This is a genomic window from Nocardia flavorosea (assembly GCF_015477805.1).
Taxonomy (GTDB): domain Bacteria; phylum Actinomycetota; class Actinomycetes; order Mycobacteriales; family Mycobacteriaceae; genus Nocardia; species Nocardia flavorosea_A.
The window spans coordinates 364,846-381,766 of record NZ_JADLQL010000005.1; the positions used below are offsets into that span (position 1 = coordinate 364,846).

The 16,921-nt window shown below is 67.4% G+C and carries 17 protein-coding genes; 9 read left to right on the plus strand and 8 right to left on the minus strand.

Annotation, left to right across the window (positions count from 1 at the left end; all coding sequences use genetic code 11):
- Window positions 1–23 precede the first annotated feature (23 nt).
- The 3 genes from IU448_RS23280 to IU448_RS23290 all read right to left on the minus strand — a co-directional run bounded on the left by IU448_RS23280 (window position 24) and on the right by IU448_RS23290 (window position 2,683).
- A complete protein-coding gene (locus tag IU448_RS23280; RefSeq protein ID WP_195057779.1) occupies window positions 24–971 on the minus strand; it encodes a DUF3048 domain-containing protein in 948 nt (315 codons plus the stop codon).
- Window positions 972–1,103: 132 nt separating this feature from the next.
- Complete coding sequence (locus IU448_RS23285; protein WP_228813944.1) at window positions 1,104–1,994, minus strand: SAM-dependent methyltransferase; 891 nt, start codon at window positions 1,992–1,994, stop codon at window positions 1,104–1,106.
- Between the two features lie 8 nt (window positions 1,995–2,002).
- On the minus strand, window positions 2,003–2,683 hold the full coding sequence (locus IU448_RS23290) for a GntR family transcriptional regulator (RefSeq protein WP_280459132.1): 681 nt from the start codon (window positions 2,681–2,683) through the stop codon (window positions 2,003–2,005).
- Window positions 2,684–2,807: 124 nt separating this feature from the next.
- On the opposite strand from IU448_RS23290, the gene IU448_RS29445 reads away from it, so the two are divergent.
- A complete protein-coding gene (locus tag IU448_RS29445) occupies window positions 2,808–3,338 on the plus strand; it encodes an OsmC family protein (protein WP_195057781.1) in 531 nt (176 codons plus the stop codon).
- An 847-nt stretch (window positions 3,339–4,185) separates the two neighbouring features.
- Window positions 4,186–4,494: a hypothetical protein gene (locus IU448_RS23300; protein ID WP_195057782.1), complete on the plus strand. Its 309-nt coding sequence runs from the start codon at window positions 4,186–4,188 to the stop codon at window positions 4,492–4,494.
- 404 nt (window positions 4,495–4,898) lie between these two features.
- On the opposite strand, the gene IU448_RS23305 is transcribed toward IU448_RS23300, so the two are convergent.
- Together IU448_RS23305 and IU448_RS23310 are read right to left on the minus strand one after the other, a co-directional pair.
- Window positions 4,899–5,294, minus strand: coding sequence for a VOC family protein (locus IU448_RS23305; RefSeq protein WP_195057783.1), 396 nt, complete (start codon window positions 5,292–5,294; stop codon window positions 4,899–4,901).
- Between the two features lie 55 nt (window positions 5,295–5,349).
- Window positions 5,350–6,282, minus strand: coding sequence for an AraC family transcriptional regulator (locus IU448_RS23310; RefSeq protein WP_195057784.1), 933 nt, complete (start codon window positions 6,280–6,282; stop codon window positions 5,350–5,352).
- Window positions 6,283–6,403: 121 nt separating this feature from the next.
- Between IU448_RS23310 and IU448_RS23315 the strand changes: the two genes are divergently transcribed.
- The 3 genes from IU448_RS23315 to IU448_RS23325 all read left to right on the plus strand — a co-directional run bounded on the left by IU448_RS23315 (window position 6,404) and on the right by IU448_RS23325 (window position 9,511).
- A complete protein-coding gene (locus IU448_RS23315; protein ID WP_324188686.1) occupies window positions 6,404–7,096 on the plus strand; it encodes an NAD(P)H oxidoreductase in 693 nt (230 codons plus the stop codon).
- Window positions 7,097–7,575: 479 nt separating this feature from the next.
- Window positions 7,576–9,081, plus strand: a complete 1,506-nt coding sequence (locus tag IU448_RS23320) for a SulP family inorganic anion transporter (RefSeq protein ID WP_324188687.1) — start codon at window positions 7,576–7,578, stop codon at window positions 9,079–9,081.
- 1 nt (window position 9,082) lies between these two features.
- On the plus strand, window positions 9,083–9,511 hold the full coding sequence (locus IU448_RS23325) for a MerR family transcriptional regulator (protein ID WP_195057785.1): 429 nt from the start codon (window positions 9,083–9,085) through the stop codon (window positions 9,509–9,511).
- Between the two features lie 462 nt (window positions 9,512–9,973).
- On the opposite strand, the gene IU448_RS23330 is transcribed toward IU448_RS23325, so the two are convergent.
- Entirely contained in the window at window positions 9,974–10,660 is a 687-nt protein-coding gene (locus IU448_RS23330; protein WP_195057786.1) for a TetR/AcrR family transcriptional regulator, read from the minus strand.
- Between the two features lie 137 nt (window positions 10,661–10,797).
- On the opposite strand from IU448_RS23330, the gene IU448_RS23335 reads away from it, so the two are divergent.
- The 3 genes from IU448_RS23335 to IU448_RS23345 all read left to right on the plus strand — a co-directional run bounded on the left by IU448_RS23335 (window position 10,798) and on the right by IU448_RS23345 (window position 14,546).
- Entirely contained in the window at window positions 10,798–11,889 is a 1,092-nt protein-coding gene (locus tag IU448_RS23335; protein WP_195057787.1) for a homogentisate 1,2-dioxygenase, read from the plus strand.
- A 130-nt stretch (window positions 11,890–12,019) separates the two neighbouring features.
- Window positions 12,020–13,195: a serine aminopeptidase domain-containing protein gene (locus IU448_RS23340; protein WP_195057788.1), complete on the plus strand. Its 1,176-nt coding sequence runs from the start codon at window positions 12,020–12,022 to the stop codon at window positions 13,193–13,195.
- 136 nt (window positions 13,196–13,331) lie between these two features.
- Window positions 13,332–14,546, plus strand: coding sequence for a CaiB/BaiF CoA transferase family protein (locus tag IU448_RS23345; RefSeq protein ID WP_195057789.1), 1,215 nt, complete (start codon window positions 13,332–13,334; stop codon window positions 14,544–14,546).
- A gap of 294 nt (window positions 14,547–14,840) precedes the next feature.
- Here IU448_RS23345 and IU448_RS23350 read toward each other — a convergent pair whose 3' ends face one another.
- Window positions 14,841–15,248, minus strand: a complete 408-nt coding sequence (locus tag IU448_RS23350; protein ID WP_195057790.1) for a MerR family transcriptional regulator — start codon at window positions 15,246–15,248, stop codon at window positions 14,841–14,843.
- 47 nt (window positions 15,249–15,295) lie between these two features.
- Between IU448_RS23350 and IU448_RS23355 the strand changes: the two genes are divergently transcribed.
- Window positions 15,296–15,652 carry a nuclear transport factor 2 family protein gene (locus IU448_RS23355; protein ID WP_195057791.1) on the plus strand — a complete coding sequence of 119 codons (357 nt, stop codon included), beginning with the start codon at window positions 15,296–15,298 and terminating at the stop codon, window positions 15,650–15,652.
- A 10-nt stretch (window positions 15,653–15,662) separates the two neighbouring features.
- On the opposite strand, the gene IU448_RS23360 is transcribed toward IU448_RS23355, so the two are convergent.
- Complete coding sequence (locus tag IU448_RS23360) at window positions 15,663–16,832, minus strand: acyl-CoA dehydrogenase family protein (protein ID WP_195057792.1); 1,170 nt, start codon at window positions 16,830–16,832, stop codon at window positions 15,663–15,665.
- Between the last annotated feature and the right edge of the window lie 89 nt (window positions 16,833–16,921).

Sequence of the window (16,921 nt, forward strand, 5' to 3'; positions counted from 1 at the left end):
GCCTGCTGATGTGGCGCCGGCGGTTACCAGAGCTGCGCTGGTACCAGAACCGTCCAGACCTGTCCCGGAGCGAAGGGGATGGCTGCACCGGCCGGGGTCGTATAGGTCGTGCCTGCTTGAAGGGAAGGCCGGGACCACTCGGCCGGGAACGCCAGACCGTCCCGGAGTACGAGCGCCTGACCGCTACCTGTCGTCTCGACCAGCGGCGACACACTGCCCGCGATATCGCTGACCGCCGAGTCGTGCACCTGCACGCTCTGCAATACGACCGTGCCGGCGACGACCCGTCCGATGTCCGTGGCGGTGTAGGGGGCACCGTCCATGGACACCAGCCACTGGTTCTGCCCGGGTGACCAGTCGAAACCGATCGTCGTGGCCGGATACCGCGCTTCCTGATGCTGTGTGGGCTCGCCACCGGCGGGCGTAGGACCGAAGCGCAGTTGTGAAGCCTGCGGCCAGCCGCCGCCTACGGGCAACTGATCCGAGTAGACGAACATATTGTGCGGAGCGACGCGACTGTAATCGCGGAAGTACGCGCCGGGTTGCCGCTCGGCCGAGGCGTTCTGCAGCGAGGCGCGATCGACGGAGGCAACCAGCTCGGGTGCGGCACCGGAGGACGCCAAGGTCGGGTCGCCGAACTGCGCCAATAACGTCAGATCCGTTTCCCGCGCACTTCGGACAGGCCCGATCACCGGGGGTTTATCGGTCGAGAACACAGCGGCCAACCGGCTCAAACCACCCTCGACCGGCTCCACGTAGACCACATCGGCGGCTCCGAGTCCCACCGGTGGCCGTGCCTGCGGACTGTTGTCGATCTTCGCGACCAGCACGGGCGCCCCTACCGTCGACGAGGTGCCGGGGCCGGGCGGACCGCGCTCTGGCCGGGTGCCGCTACCGCTGCACGCGGAAACTGCACACATCCCCATTGTCGTCAGGAACGCGGCCAGCCACATCCACCATCGCTGTCGCATAAGGGCAACCTCTAACGCAGCCGATTCTACGCCGCACTACACCGAGGCAGGAGCGTCGAGCCGGCCGAACGGAGGTTCACCACTCTGCCCCGGCAGCGGCTGCCACGGCTTCCGGCCGCAGGACCGTACGCGTCAGCGGGAATGAACGAGGGTTGGCCTGGATGGTCGTTTGTACCCGACGGCCCCGAGCACGAGTCGTTGTTCGGGTGCCCGTGGCCCGACGGGTGGTCCGGGCGGCCACCAGTCGTCGAGTTCGGTCAGGCCCGGGGCGAGGAGTTCGAGTCCGTGGAAGGTCTGCAGTTGTTGTTCGCGGGTGCGGTGCCGGCCCGGCCCCAGGCCGCTTGCGGCGAAGGCGTGCTCCAGCCGGTTGGCCAGGGCGTGGAGTTCGCGATCTTCGTCGGCGGGGTCCCAGAAGCTCGTCACGGCCAGGAACGAGCCTGCCGGTAGGCGGGTGATGTACTCGCCCATCACCTCGGCCGGGCAGATATCGTCGTCGAGGTGTTGCAGTACCCCGCAGACGAGGATGCCGATCGGCCGGTCCGGGTCGAGGTACCGGATCACATCGCGGTTCTCGAGCAAAGTGCCGGATTCGAGGAGGTCGCCGCGGAGGTAGCGAGTGTTGTCGTTCTGTGCGAGTAGTGCGCTGCCGTGCACGGCACAGAGCGGATCGTTGTCCACGTACACCACTCGGGCATGGCGGTTTTCGTGCTGCGCGATCTGGTGAGTGTTGAGCGCTGTGGGTAGCCCGGCACCGATATCGAGGAACTGATCGATCCCGGCCGAGCCGGCGAGATACCGGACCACGCGCTGCAGCCAGCGCCGGTTCATCCGGCCGACCTCGCGGTACCGTGGCGCGGCGTGTTCGATATGCGCCCAGGCCGTCCGGTCGACGTCGTAGTTGTCCTTGCCGCCGAGGCTGTAGTCGTAGACGCGGGCGATACTCGGTCGGGTGGTGTCCACACCGACCGGGCGGCGGATGTATTTCTGTGACTGGGACGGCAGGGCAGGCATCGGCATTGACATGGGCTCGCTCACGTGGTTGTGAACTGCAGGATGCAGGGGTAGCGGTCGGGTCGGACGAACGCGCGTTGCCAGATCGGCGCGCCCTCGGTGGATTCGAGGCGAGCCTCGATACAGAAAGTGGCGCTGCCCGTCGGTATGCCGAGCGCTGCGCAGACCGAGTGCTCTGCAACGGTGGGCACCGTGGTCTGGCTGACAACGTCGAGTCGGCCGGATTCCTGGCCGGATCCGTCGAGCAGTATGCCGACGAGTTCGGTCTGTACCGAATCCGCTGTGTCGGACCAGTTCTCCAAATAGATCAGCGGTAGTCCGTCGGCGATCAGTACGCCCGCGTGGACGGTCAGCGGTGTCTGCGGGAGGCGGTCGAGCCGCTCGGCGATCTCCGCCGAGTGGTGCTCACTCGTCGTGGGCGTGCTGGTGGAGGTCCGCACGCCGAGCGCGGTGAGGGTGTCGAGCAACCGGCGCAGCACCGTGGGCGGGGTGGTCACCCGTCCGCCCACTCGTGGACGGCGCTCGATTCCCTCCAAGTGCCGCACCGCTTCTCGAACCGTATGTCTGCTGACCCCGTAGTGCGCCATGAGTTCCCGGTCGCTCGGGAAGCGATCGGCGAACTCGCCGGCCGCCAGACGTGCGCGCAGGTCGGTGAGCACCGTGGACCACAAACTCGGTCCACGTCCCGAATCCTTCGGCACCGCAACTCCTCTCGTACGCACCCGATTCCCCGGCTCGGGCAGCGTGACGGGCTCCGATCAGACATACTTGGAAAGCCAATAGTCCGTACGATACGGCAATCGTCCGGACAAATCATTGTTCAGCGTGAAAACAGGGGTGACCATGACGAAGGCTCATTCGCTCGACATCTCGGCCTACGAGGCCACCAAGGCCGCGGTCGCCGAAGACGCAAGCGCCGGCGCCGGCGCGTTCCGCACGGTGACGACCTGGACCGAAGGCGCGCAAGCCCGCACCACCGCCCGTTCGTTCACCCTCGAAACCGACGAGCCGGCCCCCCTGGGCGGCACCGACAAGGCCATCGACCCGATGGAACTTGTACTCGCCGCCATCGGCACCTGCCTCACCATCGGCTGGGTGACTCAGGCAGTGCAGCGCGGTGTGCAGTATCGGGATCTGCGGATCGAGGTCACCGGCGATTTCGATCTGCGGGGCTATCTCGCACTGGACCAGCAAGTCCGGCCGGGGTTCAGCGGCGTGAACTATGTGGTACACGTCGACACCGACGCTCCCGCCGACGTTCTCGAAGAGATCCGGGCCGCCGCCGAAGCGACCTCACCGATGTTCGACAACGTCAAGAACGCAACTCCCGTGCAGGGCAGCATCGAACAGGTCTGACGCCATCCCCGGCCGGCGCCGGTGAACAGCCGCCCCACAGAAATCGGTATCACCGCCGCATACCCCGTACTGCGTCAGCGCGGGATCGTGCCGGGTGATTCGAACTCTTGACGCTCGTATCCCGAATCTTCCTTTATTCGGGAGGATCTGCACGGACTACCGGCGGCTGTGAACGCGGCCACCGGCGGGGTATGGCCTCGGGGCATCGGCGCGGCCGGCATCGATATCAGGTCGCTGACCGGCGGGTGAATCGGCCGGGACAGATCGCCGCCGGGCTACCGGACTGCTGACGCCGGCTGATCTCCATCGTCATGAGGGGCAGAAGTACAGCGTCGTCTCGTAGCTCAGCGTGCGCAGATCGCCGGACAGGATGCTCACAGTTCTCCTCCCATCAGGCCGGCCCGCCCGCGTTGCCGGGTTCCTGCGGCCGCGGACCACCCGCGAATTTTCGCCGAATGCGGTCTGCGCACCGCACCACATCCCGGGTTGAGTCAGCGGCGCTCGACAAGCGCAGCGGGATGTTCCTGGCGATGCGGCGCTCCCGGGGATCCGCATGCGGGTGGCCCGATCGGCGCTGTCTCGGCGGCCGCACTCGATACCACCATCGAGCCGGCCAGCACCTGTTATAGCCATAACTCATGGGTATCGCCTCTGGTCGGCGCCCTTTCGGTTGCGGACAAATTCGTGACTTCGGCTCCGAGACTGTCACTTCGACCTGCGGCGCGTGGTCGGCCCGCACTCCCCGAACGAAGAACTTGCGAGAAGTTGATGTAACACTTCGCACTCTCTCAGGCATAAGAATGCGTAAGTACAACGTCCCACGTGGGACACCTCTGAAAGGAACAGTGTGAAACACAGCAGTATTCGCACCCTCGCCGCAGCCGTCTCCATCGCCGCCGCCGGCCTCGGTGCGGCCGGTACGGCAGCCGCGGCACCGGTGCAGCTGACCCCGGCGACCCCGGTCACCGACGGCGGCACCGATCCCGGCGCGGTCACCGGTTCCGCGGACGCACTGCTGCCGCTGCTGTCCGGTTCGGCCGAGGCTCCGGCCGACATCGATGGCGAGGCGCCGGCGACCGGGTCGGCGGATTCGCTGGGCCCGCTGCTGGAGCTGCTGGCCACCGGATCCTCCAGCACCCCGGGCACCACCGAGTAAACAACACCGACGTACAACCCCTCGATGGACGATTTCGGCCCCGGGTCGCCGGCGCGGCCACTTCAGTGAGGGACGTACTGCTCCACCCCAAATCTGCGTAGGCTCAGGACCATTGTTTCCGAGCTGCCGAACCCCGGAACGCCAGTCGGCTTCCGGGGTTCGGTCTGTTCCGGCCGGTTATACCCGCACTCCGCCGGGCACGGCCCGCGCAATACGCGCGTGGTTCGACCGGTGGTCGACCTCTGATGGTCGACAACGAGATCATGCTCGGCCCCCGGGAACCGGTGCCGCGCCCCGGTCCGACGATCACAGCCACCGATCCATCGGGCACCATGACAACCGGAGAGCGGCCCACAGATTCGGAATGACGTTCGCGGGTGGGGATGCCCGTCGCGGAATCAGACCTATCCGGCGTCGACCGGGATCAGCGTGCCGACGATCCATTCGTGACCGAACGGGTCCCGCACTCGGCCCTGTCGCGCCCCGTACGGACGGTCCGCGACCTCGTAGACGATCTCTCCGCCGGCCGCGGCCATCCGTTCGGCGAGCCGGTCGGGGTCGTCGGCCACCACCGTGAGCAGCAGGCCGCGGCCGCCGAGCCGCAGGGGGTCCTTGTCGACTTCGTCGGCATCCTTCAGTTCGAACCGTGCCCCGCAGGGCAGCCCGAGTTCGGCGAAGACGACTCGCCCGCCGGCCTCGTCGCGCCGGCGGAGTACGGCGTCGAAAACTTCGCTGTAGTAGCGGATGGCCTTATCGGCTCCCTCGACGACCAGTTTCGGGGTGATCTGCTCGATAACCATGAAGCGAGTATGGGCAGCCGCGATGACCGGCGGCTTGGAGATTTGTCGCCGGTGCTCAGAAACTCGCGACCTTGCCGCGGAAATCGCTGGGTCGCAACCCGCGGTGCCGTTTGAAGGCGGCGCTGAAACCGAACGCGTCCGCGTAGCCGACGGCCTTCGCCACCTGTGCGACCGTGAGATCGCGATCGGCCAGGAGTTCTTCGGCTTCGTCCATCCGGCATTCGGTCAGGTAGGCCAGTGGTGACTGGCCCATGACGTCGGTGAAACGTTTGGCGAACAATGCCCGGGACACACCGGCTTTCGCGGCCAGAGACGCGACCGTCCAACTCGCAGCGGGGCGGCTGTGCATGGCCTCCAAGGCAGGGCCGACCACCGGGTCGGCGGGGCCGCGATACCAGCCCGGGGCGGCGGCGTCCTGACCGTCGAACCAGTCGCGCAGCGTGCAAACCAGTGCCCAGTCGAGCAGGCGGTCCATCATGGCCTGGGCGCCGGCGGGGCGGGCGGCGGCGTCGGCGGCGACGGAGGACATCCAGGCGCAGGTCTCGGCATCGTCGGTCACCACCAGGACGGCGGGTAACGCTCGCAGGAGGCGTTCGTGGCGGCGGCCCGAGGCACGGTAGGCGCCGACGATCAACGCGGTTTCGCCGGCCGCATCGTTCCCCCAGCGCCCTTCGCCCAAGGCGGCTTCGCATTTCGGTTCTTCGAGGAAGCAGGCGATCTCGTATTCGGTGTGCGGGAGCGTGACCGAACCGGCGCGGTCGGCGAGCAGGAAGGGTTCGTTACCACGCACCACCGCGGTGTCCCCGGCGGAGATCCCGCGCTCGGTGCCGTCGGGCAGTAGCAGCGTGCCGCCGCCGCGCAGTACGGTCATCATCGTCAACGGTGCGCGGTCGGCGAACCGGATGGTCCACGGCGCTTCCAGCACCGCGTGGGTGAGTACGGCGCCTTCGGCCCGGATTCCGCCCAGCAGTGTGCTCAAGGGGTCCACATCGCCGAGCGTAGACGAACTCCTATCGAATGTGGATCTTCGTCCATAGATCGTCCATCCGATTCCGGGTGAAATAGAACCGACCGAACAGCCGAGAAATCGGATCACCCTGGAGGATTCCGTGTCATCTACCGCGCTTGCGGACACCGCGACCACCCGCACCGCACTGGTCGTCGTCGCCCACCCCCGACCCGACTCGCTGACCGCCCATATCTCCCGGCTCACCACCCGCCGGCTCACCGCCGCGGGTTACCGGATCGATCTGCTCGACCTGAACGCCGAGAATTTCGATCCCCGAATGACCGATGCCGACCTCCCCGACTGGAACAACCGGGACAAGACCTACTCCCCCGAGGTCGAAAGCCATATGCGCCGCATTCTCGCCGCCGATGTGATCGTCGCGGTGTTCCCGGTGTACTGGATGCAGGTTCCGGCGATCCTCAAAGGCTGGATCGACCGCGTGTGGAACTACGGGTTCGCCTATGGTCGCAGCAAGCCCCGGCTGGCAGGTAAGCGGATGCTGTGGCTCGGGCTCGCCGGCGCGGCGGACGACGATGATGTGGTCGGCCTGATGCAGCAGGCGCTGAGCGCGCAACTCGACGACGGTATCGCCTACTACTGCGGCCTGACGCATTCGTCGGTGGGACTGCTGGCCGGCGCGGAGGAGAAGCCGCAGCGACTCGACGCCGAGGGCAATCTCCTACTCGACGAAGCCCTGACCGGAGCCACGCGCGCCGCCCATTACGAGGCACTGGAACGCCGAGCCATCGGGTTCGTCGACGAATTGCTGGCGACTGCCCGGATAGCGGTCTGACGGCCCGGGCGTCCGAGGTGCCGTCCGGATCGTACGCTGCTGGTAGCCGGCGTCACATCCGCCGCGGAAATAGCGGACGCATCGGCGTGGTTGAACCCCGGTGCCGGCGTCCGAACAGCCCCGGGCCGCACCCCTTCGTCGCTACGAGCGACCACTCGCCGAGAGGCGCTTGTGGGACGCCGACCTTTTGCCGAACGCCGCCGAGCCCAGCGCTCGGCGGCGTTTCGCATTCCGCTGCCCGGCCGCCCGCGCCTCCGGCACATGAGGGGTGGGCCACTTTTCCGACACCGGGCTTGCAAACCTACCCTCCCGTAAGGGTAGATTCGTGGTCGCCGCAGTGGTTGCCGATCATCGATGCCCGGCCATGCGGCCGGTAGTCGGCCCGCACCAGTCCACCCACTCGGCTTCGCCTACAGAATTCCGCGCGGCGACCGTATTCGCCCGCGCACTCGCGTGTCCTATGAACGGAGTCACCGACAGTGCCGACGACACAGCGGTCCGACACCCCCGCCATCTCGGTGGCGGCGGCGCTGCGCAACCCGAAACGAATCCGGACAGAGGTACTGGCCGGCCTCGTCGTAGCGCTGGCGCTGATTCCCGAGGCGATCTCGTTCTCGATCATCGCGGGCGTCGATCCCCGAGTGGGATTGTTCGCCTCGTTCACCATGGCGGTCACCATCGCGATCACCGGCGGCCGGCCCGCCATGATCTCGGCGGCGACGGGTGCGGTCGCGCTGGTCGTCGCGCCGGTGGTGCGGGACCACGGACTCGACTACCTGATCGCGACCGTGCTCCTCGCGGGACTGTTCCAGGTGGCGCTCAGCGTCGCGGGAGTGGCGAAGCTGATGCGGTTCATACCGCGCAGCGTCATGGTCGGGTTCGTGAACGCGCTGGCGATCCTGATCTTGCTCGCCCAGTTGCCGCATCTGATCGGGGTGCCGTGGCTGGTCTATCCGATGATCGCGGTGGGGCTGGCGATCATCGTGGGACTGCCGAAACTCACCACCGCCGTCCCGGCGCCGCTGGTGGCGATCATCGTGCTCACCACGGTCACGCTGGTGTTCGCGCTGCACGTGCCGAATGTCGGCGACGAAGGCGAACTGCCGTCGAGCCTGCCGATTCCGCTGCTGCCGGATGTGCCGCTCACGCTGGAAACACTGCGCATCATCGCCCCGTACGCGCTGGCGATGGCGCTGGTGGGCCTGCTGGAATCACTGCTCACGGCCAAACTCGTCGACGACATCACCGACACCCATTCGGACAAGACCCGCGAAGGCTGGGGACAGGGCGTCGCGAATATCGTGACCGGATTCTTCGGCGGTATGGGCGGTTGCGCCATGATCGGCCAGACCATGATCAATGTGAAGGCATCCGGCGCCCGCACCCGCATCTCCACCTTCCTCGCCGGTGCGTTCCTGCTGATCCTGGTCGTCGGACTCGGCGGGCTGGTCGCGCAGATTCCGATGGCGGCGCTGGTCGCGGTCATGATCATGGTGTCGGTCGGCACCATGGACTGGCATTCGATCGCACCGGCCACGCTGCGCCGGATGCCGATCGCGGAAACCACCGTCATGCTGGTGACCGTCGGCGTCACCGTTGCCACCCACAACCTCGCCTACGGAGTGATCGTCGGGGTGCTCACCGCGATGGTGGCGTTCGCGCACCGGGTCGCGCATTTCACCGAGGTCGCGCCGGACACCACGGCCGGAACCGACGGCGACACCCGCGTCTACAAGGTCCGCGGGGAACTGTTCTTCGCCTCCAGCAACGACCTCGTCTATCAGTTCGACTACGCCGGCGACCCACCCAATATCGTGATCGATATGTCCGATACACATATCTGGGACGCCTCCACCGTCGCCGCCCTCGATGCCATCACCACCAAATACGCGGCCAAGGGGAAACGCGTGGAGATTCTCGGTTTGAACGCGGCGTCGGTGGCCCGGCACCAGCAGCTGTCCGGCCATCTGGCCGGCGCCCACTGAGATGAACGGCGGGGACTACCTGCAGATCGGGCAGGTCGCGGAACGAACCGAGCTCTCGCTCAAAACCATCCGCCACTACGACGAGGTCGGGTTGGTACGGCCGTCGGCGCGGTCCGGCGGTGGGTTCCGGCTCTACACCGAGGCCGATGTGGACCGGCTGCTGGTGATCCGGCGGATGAAACCGCTCGGCTTCACACTCGCGGAGATGAAACAACTGCTGGAAAGTCTCGATACCCTCGGCGATCCCGCGGCCACCGACGACCGGCGTGCCGGGGCTGTGAACGAGCTGCTGAGCTTCCGGGAGAAAGCGCGCGAGAGCGCCGAACGGTTGCGCAAACAGCTGGCCTACGCGGAGGAGTTCACCGAACTGCTCACCGACCGGGTGCGGCCGACAGGCGATTCGGCAACACCCGACCGCCTCCCCAACTGACATCCGCCGCCGGAACGGTGCGCGGCGCGACGGCACCGTGGCGACCGGTAGGCGGACGGACCGCCGACCGGTAGGCGGACGGACCGCACCACCCACACGAACGCCGGCCCCCGGCCGGAATGCGCCACCGTCGTTGCTCGGGCGGACGTCGTGGAAACGGCCGGTACAAATGTGGTCGGCGAGCATGTGCACCCGCGCCCGCAGCGACGTGACCCGCAGCGCCTCGCGCGGACTCGGCCTCCGCATCCGCCGGACCGCTGGAGTCCCGCGACCGGTACGCGATCGGGCACCGTCCGGGCCGTGTCCCACAGCGTCGGCGCGTAGTTCACGGGGAACTGTCCGAACGCGCAATCCGGGCTTCGATCCCCCGGCGGCGATGGTGTCGGCGACCGGAATGCGGGCCCGAGATTCCGCGCCGGCCGGGTCGCGCGGACAGTACGGCTACTGCGACGCCGCGGAGTATTACGGCGACTGCTCCGCACCCGCTATCCGGGCTTCGATTCCCGCGACGATGGTGTCGGCGACCAGCCGCGCGTGCCGGCGCACCGCGGTTTTCCCGAGCGGGTCCGACGGGGACATGCGGGTCGCCAGCGGGAGCGCGGCGTACGGGGCGGTCGCGCCGTGGGCGATGAGGAAATGCAGCGAGCGGAGATCGTCGCGGTGCAGAATCTTGCGCTGGAGCAGCGGTTTCAGGGGTTCGGCGAGCAGTACCGATATCGGCTGGATGTGCCGGTCGTACAGGTAGGTGAGGCGGGGGCTTTCGATTGCCGCTTCCGTGCTGATCAGACGTACTACGTCGGGGTAGTCGGCCTGTAGTTCGAGGAAGCGGACGATCCCGGCGTGGAACTCCGCCAGCGGGGTCGGGCCGGTGCGTTCGGGCCGGATCTTCAGCAGTGTGACCGCGTTCGCGAAGATCCAGTCCGCGACCGCGTACCAGAGCGCCTCCTTCGACCCGAAGCGCTGGTGGATCAGGTTGTGGCTCACGCCGAGTTCCCGGTTGATCGCGGCGACCGAAGCACCGGCGAACCCGTCGCGGGCGAAAACGCGCAGCGCGGCGGCCAGGATCTCGTCCACCGGGGCGGGTGTTTCCCCGGCCGGGGGTCTGCCCCGCCCTTTGCGCGGCCCTCGCGACACCGGTGCGATATCCATGGCCGCGATTATATTGACTGCAATCAATTTTTCTGCGACTGTGAGCCCAGCCACTTCGCGCTCCGGGGACGAGGGATCGCCGCGGCCCGGCCCGCACCCGCCTGCACCGCAGCGCCCGACGAGGACTGGATACTGCTATGGAATCCTTTGTGCACCTGCGGAAAGGCACGACTCCCGACCGGCTGCACGCCGATCTCGACGGACTCAAGGACGATGAACTGGGGCGCGGTGGTTTCACCGGGCGCACCGCACAGTTGTATCGGCGCAACGACCCGGTGAGCTACCGCGCCACCGGCCCGCTGGCTCCGGTGGATGTGCTCGCCGACGCGCTGAAACCCACCGACTCGACGGATCCGGCGGGTTCGCCGCTGCTGCTGTTCTCCAATGCCGACTGCCGGATCTCACTGAGCCGGCGCTCCCAGGAGATGCCATTCTTCGCCCGGTACATCGACGGCGATCTACTCTCGTTCGTACACAAGGGTTCCGGGCTGCTGGAAACCGAATTCGGGCCGATGCGCTACCGCGAAGGCGACTGGGTGTACGTGCCGAAGGCGTGCACGTTCCGTCAGGTTCCCGAAAGCGAAACCACGCTGCTCATGATCGAGGCGACCGAGGAGTTCCGGATCCCGCCGGCGGGGCCACTGGGCCGGCATTTCCCGTTCGATCCGAATCGGATGACGATCCCGGAACCCGCGCCCATGGACGACGACGGCCGCGACGAATACGAGGTTCGGCTGGTCCACGAGGGCGGCCCGACCTCCCTGTTCTATCCGCATCATCCGCTGGACGTGGTGGGCTGGCAGGGCGACAATTTTCCGTTCACCTTCAATATCGCCGACTACAACGTGGTCCTCTCCGATACGGTGCACCTGCCCGCCACGGTGCATCTGTTCATGCAGGCCACCGGCGTGTACGTGATGAACTTCCTGCCGAAACGGGCCGAATCGGCGCCGGGCACGGAAACGATCCCCTGGTATCACCGCAATGCCGACTACGACGAGATCGCGTTCTTCCACGGCGGCGACATGTACGGCGTCCCGATGCCGCCGGGATTGATCTCGCATGCACCGCAGGGGGTACACCACGGGGCCCCGGAGAAGATGCGGGAGCGCGCGCGGCGTAAGCGGGCGGAGATCAGCCATATCGGCTGGACCACCATCGCCGTCGATACCCGCCGGCGCCTGATCCCCTCCCCCGAAATCTTGGCGAACAACCTCGGCGCGCACTGAACCGGTCCACTCGCCCCGGCCGGCCGGTGGCCGGGAACCGGCCGAGCCCGAACCACACCGAGTCCCGGCGCGCCACCGGGCACGACGGTGGGCGGGATATCTCGCTTCGAAAGACGAAGGCAGGCAATTCATGTCGCATCATGTCGAACGCACCCCGTACGTGATCGCCTACGCGAACACCTCCGGCACCCGGGACGCCTACGGCGGTCTCACCGAAATGGTCACCCTCGATTCGATTCTGGTGAAACCGGCCGATCTGGCTTCGGAAACGGTGCTGGTGCTCATGCACCCGGTGTCCAGCGGCACCTATCTGCCGATCGTCACGGCGCTGGCCAAGGCCGGCCACCATATCATCGTCTGCAACAGCCGCTACCGGGGCGCCGATGCCGCGCTGCTCATGGAGAAGGTGGTGCAGGATCTCGGCGAATGTATCCGGGACGCGAAACAGCGGCTCGGCTACCGGAAGGTGGTGCTGGCGGGCTGGAGCGGCGGCGGATCGCTATCGGTGTACTACCAGCAGCAGGCCCAGCACCCGACGGTGACGGCGAGCCCGTCCGGCGACGGCCCGGACCTCACCGAATTGGACCTGCCGCCCGCCGACGCGATACTGCTGATGGCCGCCCATATCAGCCGCCATCACACGCTCACCGAATGCATCGACCCGTCGATTCTCGACGAATCCGATCCCACCCGGCGCGACCCCGAACTCGACCTCTACAACCCCGGCAACCCCAACCAGCCGCCCTACAGCCAGGATTTCGTGGCCCGTTTCCGGCAGGCCCAGCACGACCGCAACCGCCGGATCACGGCCTGGGTCAAGGAGAAACTGGCCGCCATCCAGGCTTCCGGCCGCCCGCAGGACGAACACTGTTTCGTCGTCCACGGCACGATGGCCGATCCCACGGTTCTCGACCCGGCCCTGGACCCCAACGACCGCACGCCGGGCGAGTCCTACCTCGGCGAACCACAGGAGGTGAACATGGGCGCGTTCGGTCTCGCCCGGTTCACCACCCTGCGCAGCTGGCTGTCGCAGTGGAGTATCGACGACGCCCGCGGCGACGCGGTGGCCTGCGGCCCGGATATCGCCGTGCCGACGCTGGTGCTCTACAACGCGGCCGACAATGTCTGCACGCCCTCGCACGCCCACCGCATCTACGAGGCCCTGGGTTGCGCGGACAAGGAACTGCACGAGATCCCCGGCGCGAACCACTATTACCTGGGCCCGGGCCAACGCGAACCGCTGGCCAAAGCTATCGGGCTGGTGGACGGCTGGCTGCGGACACGGGGCCTCGGCCCGGCGGAATGAGCGTTCAGCACAGACTACCGGGGCGGGGGCGAAGTGGCCCCCGCCGCCGCCCGCGTCCCGGGCCGTCCGCTGCTGGGACTACGCGCACCTCCGCCCGGCCGGAACACGCCGCACCGAAACGGGAGATAATGCAGTGATGGACTCCGCGACGACAACCGGCGCTCTCGACGGTATCCGCGTACTCGAGATCGGCACCCTGATCTCCGGGCCCTTCGCCGGGCGGCTACTCGGCGATATGGGCGCCGAGGTGATCAAACTCGAACCACCGGACGCCCCCGACCCGCTGCGCACCTGGGGCCAGGCCGAACTCGACGGTCACCATTTCTTCTGGACCGTGCACGCCCGGAACAAGAAAGCCGTCACCCTGAACCTGCGGGAAGACGCCGGCCGCGATCTGTTTCTCGAGCTGGCGGAGAAATCCGACATCATCGTGGAGAACCTGCGGCCGGGCACGCTGGAACGGTGGGGTCTCGGTTACGACGTGCTGCGAGAACGTAATCGCGGCATCATCCTGGTCCGGGTGTCCGGTTACGGGCAGACCGGCCCGGACGCACAGAAGGCCGGATACGCCTCGGTCGCCGAGGCCACCAGCGGGCTGCGCCATATGAACGGTTTCCCCGGCGGCCCGCCGCCGCGGCTGGCGCTCTCCCTCGGCGACAGCCTCGCCGGCATGTTCGCCGCGCAGGGCGCCCTGGCGGCGCTGTACCGGCGGACGGTCACCGGCGAGGGTCAGGTCGTCGACGCCGCCCTCACCGAAGCCTGCCTGGCCGTCCAGGAATCCACGATCCCCGACTACGACGTCGGCGGGGTCGTCCGCGGCCCCTCGGGCACCCGGCTGGAAGGGATCGCCCCGTCGAATATCTACCGCACCGCCGACGGCAGCTGGGTGGTGATCGCGGCGAACCAGGACACCGTGTTCCGCCGCCTGTGCGCGGCCATGGGGCGTCCGGAACTCGCCACCGACCAACGTTTCGTCGAACACACCGCACGGGGCCGCAACCAGGACGAACTCGACAAGATCATCGGCGAGTGGGCGGCGCAGCGGCAGCCCCGGGACATCATCGATCTGCTGAACAAGGCCGGCGTGATCAGCGGCCCGATCAACACGGTCGCCGAAGTGGTCACCGACCCGCAACTCAACGCCCGCGGCATGATCGCCGACCACTACGACGAACGGATCGACCGGAACATCAAGGGTCCCGGTGTGATTCCCGTTCTGTCGGCGACACCGGGCACCATCCGCAACGCGGGGTCCGCGCGGCCTGGTCAGCACAACCAGGACGTGTACACCGGTCTGCTCGGCAAGAACACCGAAGAACTGGAAGTCCTGCGCACTCGAGGGATCATCTGACGCGCAACCTCGGCACAGGTCGGCGGAGGTACCGCTCTGCCCGGGTCCCGCGGTCACGGCGGCGCCGGGTCTACACGCCGGACGGTGGTCACCAGGCGGCCGACGCGCTGGGCGACGGGCGCGAGCGTGTCGAGTGCGGCGAGCCGGTCCTGGGTGGATACCGCCCCGGTTCCCCGAGGTTCGTCGCGGCCACCCTCCCCTTCCGGCTCTGGACGCGATACCTGGACGAGGCGGGCCGAGCAGTCGATAGGGCAAGGACAGCGGGGGCCGGCGGTGGTGGGTCCGTCGGCCTGCTCAGGCAGGGGCCGGCTCCCGGGCGGCGGTACCGAACGGGCCGTAGATCTCGCCGCCGATTCGTGCGGCTTCGTCGATGTAGTGCGTCAGGGCCGCGCGGGAGCGGTTCAGTGTGGCTATCCGGTCGTCCAGGCGATGCAGGCGGGTGCGCATGGCCGTCAGCAGTTCGGGACAGCCGAGGAGTTCGGGGGCTTCTCCGGTTGCGCACGGCAGCAGGTAGGCGATGTCGTCGGTCGACAGGCCGGCGTCGAGAAGGTGGCGGATCTGCTTCACCCTGACGATATCCGCCTCGTCGTACACCCGGTATCCGGCCGCGTTCCGGACCGGCTCCAGCAAGCCCTGTGCTTCGTAGTACCGCAACTGGTGGGTGTTGACCTCGGTCCGGCGGCTCAGCTCACCGATATGCACCGTTTCTCCTTGACCTTCATACCGGTATGAACGTTCACCATGTTGTCATGAACTCTCGAAGTCATTCCGGCATGGATTTACTGGCGGCCTACATCTCGGTGTGGAACGAGCGGGACCCGAGCATCAGACAGGCGATCGGTGCGGAGATCTTCACCGCCGGCGCTCACTACGTGGACCCCAACACCTCGGCACAGGGCAGGTCGGCGATAGATACCTACATCGCGAGCTGGCAGCAGCAATTCACCGACTGTTCTTTCGTCCTCGGCGAATCGTCCGGCCACCACGATATCGCGCACTTCACCTGGAGTTTCGGTCCCGCCGACGGCCCACCGGCGGGAACGGGCCGCGACGTCGTGGTGTTCGAGCAGGGCCGGATCAGCAAGATCTACGGCTTCTTCTGCTAGCCCCTGCAGCTCAGAGCAGGGCGGTGCGGGGAGTTTTCAGGCCGAGGGCGGTGGCGCCGGCGAGTTCACGGGTGGTGTCGTAGTCGAAGATCACGTGGCCGCTCAGCACATCCACATCGCGTTTCAGGCGCTGCAGCGGATGGTCGGTGAAGTGGACACTGCCGCCGGAAGCGTGCACGAGATCGGCGATGATCGTGCGGGATTCGCGGACGATGTAGGCGGCGGCGAGGCGGGCCTGGGCGCGGACCGGAACCTGGACGGGCGTACCGGCATCGAGGAGGGATTCGATCTCGGCGACCGTATCGTCGAGCAGGCCGCGAAGGGCACGTAGCCGCACGCGCGCGTGGCCGAGGTGCGCCTGGGCCAGGGGTTTGTCCAGTTGGCGGGCGCCGCCCTCGTAGAGGATGCGGCCTTCGAGGCGGTCGGTGTAGATATCGGTGGCTCGTTCGGCGGCGCCGAGGGCGGGCATCGAGGCGGCCAGCGCCAGCGCGGGGACCAGCGGCCAGCGGTAGGTCGTGGCGTCGTGCAGGGCCGCGCCGGGGGCCGATCCGCTGTTGATATCGAACGAGCGGACCAGGCGATGGTCGCCGACGTGCGCATTCCGGATCACGACATCGTTGGAGCCGGTGGCGCGCATACCTTCGGTGTGCCAGACGTCGTCGATCGTGATATCGGTGGCGGGCAGCAGGGCCAGCGCGGGATAGAGGCCGTCGTCGGGGCCGCACAGTGCGCCGACCATGATCCAGTTCGCACCCATGACGCCGGTGGCCCAGGACCAGCGGCCGGACAGCGTGATACCGCCGTCGGCGGGGACACCGCGGCCGGTCGGGGCGAGCGGAGCCGGGCACAGGAACGGACCGGTGCCGTATGCCTGCGCCTGCGCCTGTTCCGGGAACAGGGCGAGCAGCCAGTTGTGCAGGGTGTAGAAGCCCAGGGTCCACGCGCTGGAGACGCAGCCGTGCGCCATTCGGCGGATCGGATCGAGGATGGCGGGGAATTTCTCCTGGCGGCCGCCGAATCGGTGCGGGACGAGATATTCGAGGAAACCGGACGCGACCGCATCGGCGAGAGTCTGGTCGGGCAGGCGTCGCAATTGTTCTGCGGCCCGCGCTCTTTCGGCCAGAGCATCGACGAAGTTCTGAGTGATTCCGGGGGTGTTCTCCGGCGCGGCCGCAACCATGGCCGCGACGGTAACATACCCAAAAGTATGGAGGAGGCGGCTTCCGGAATCCGGTAATGCGAGCGACATACCGCGGCAAATACTGGCAT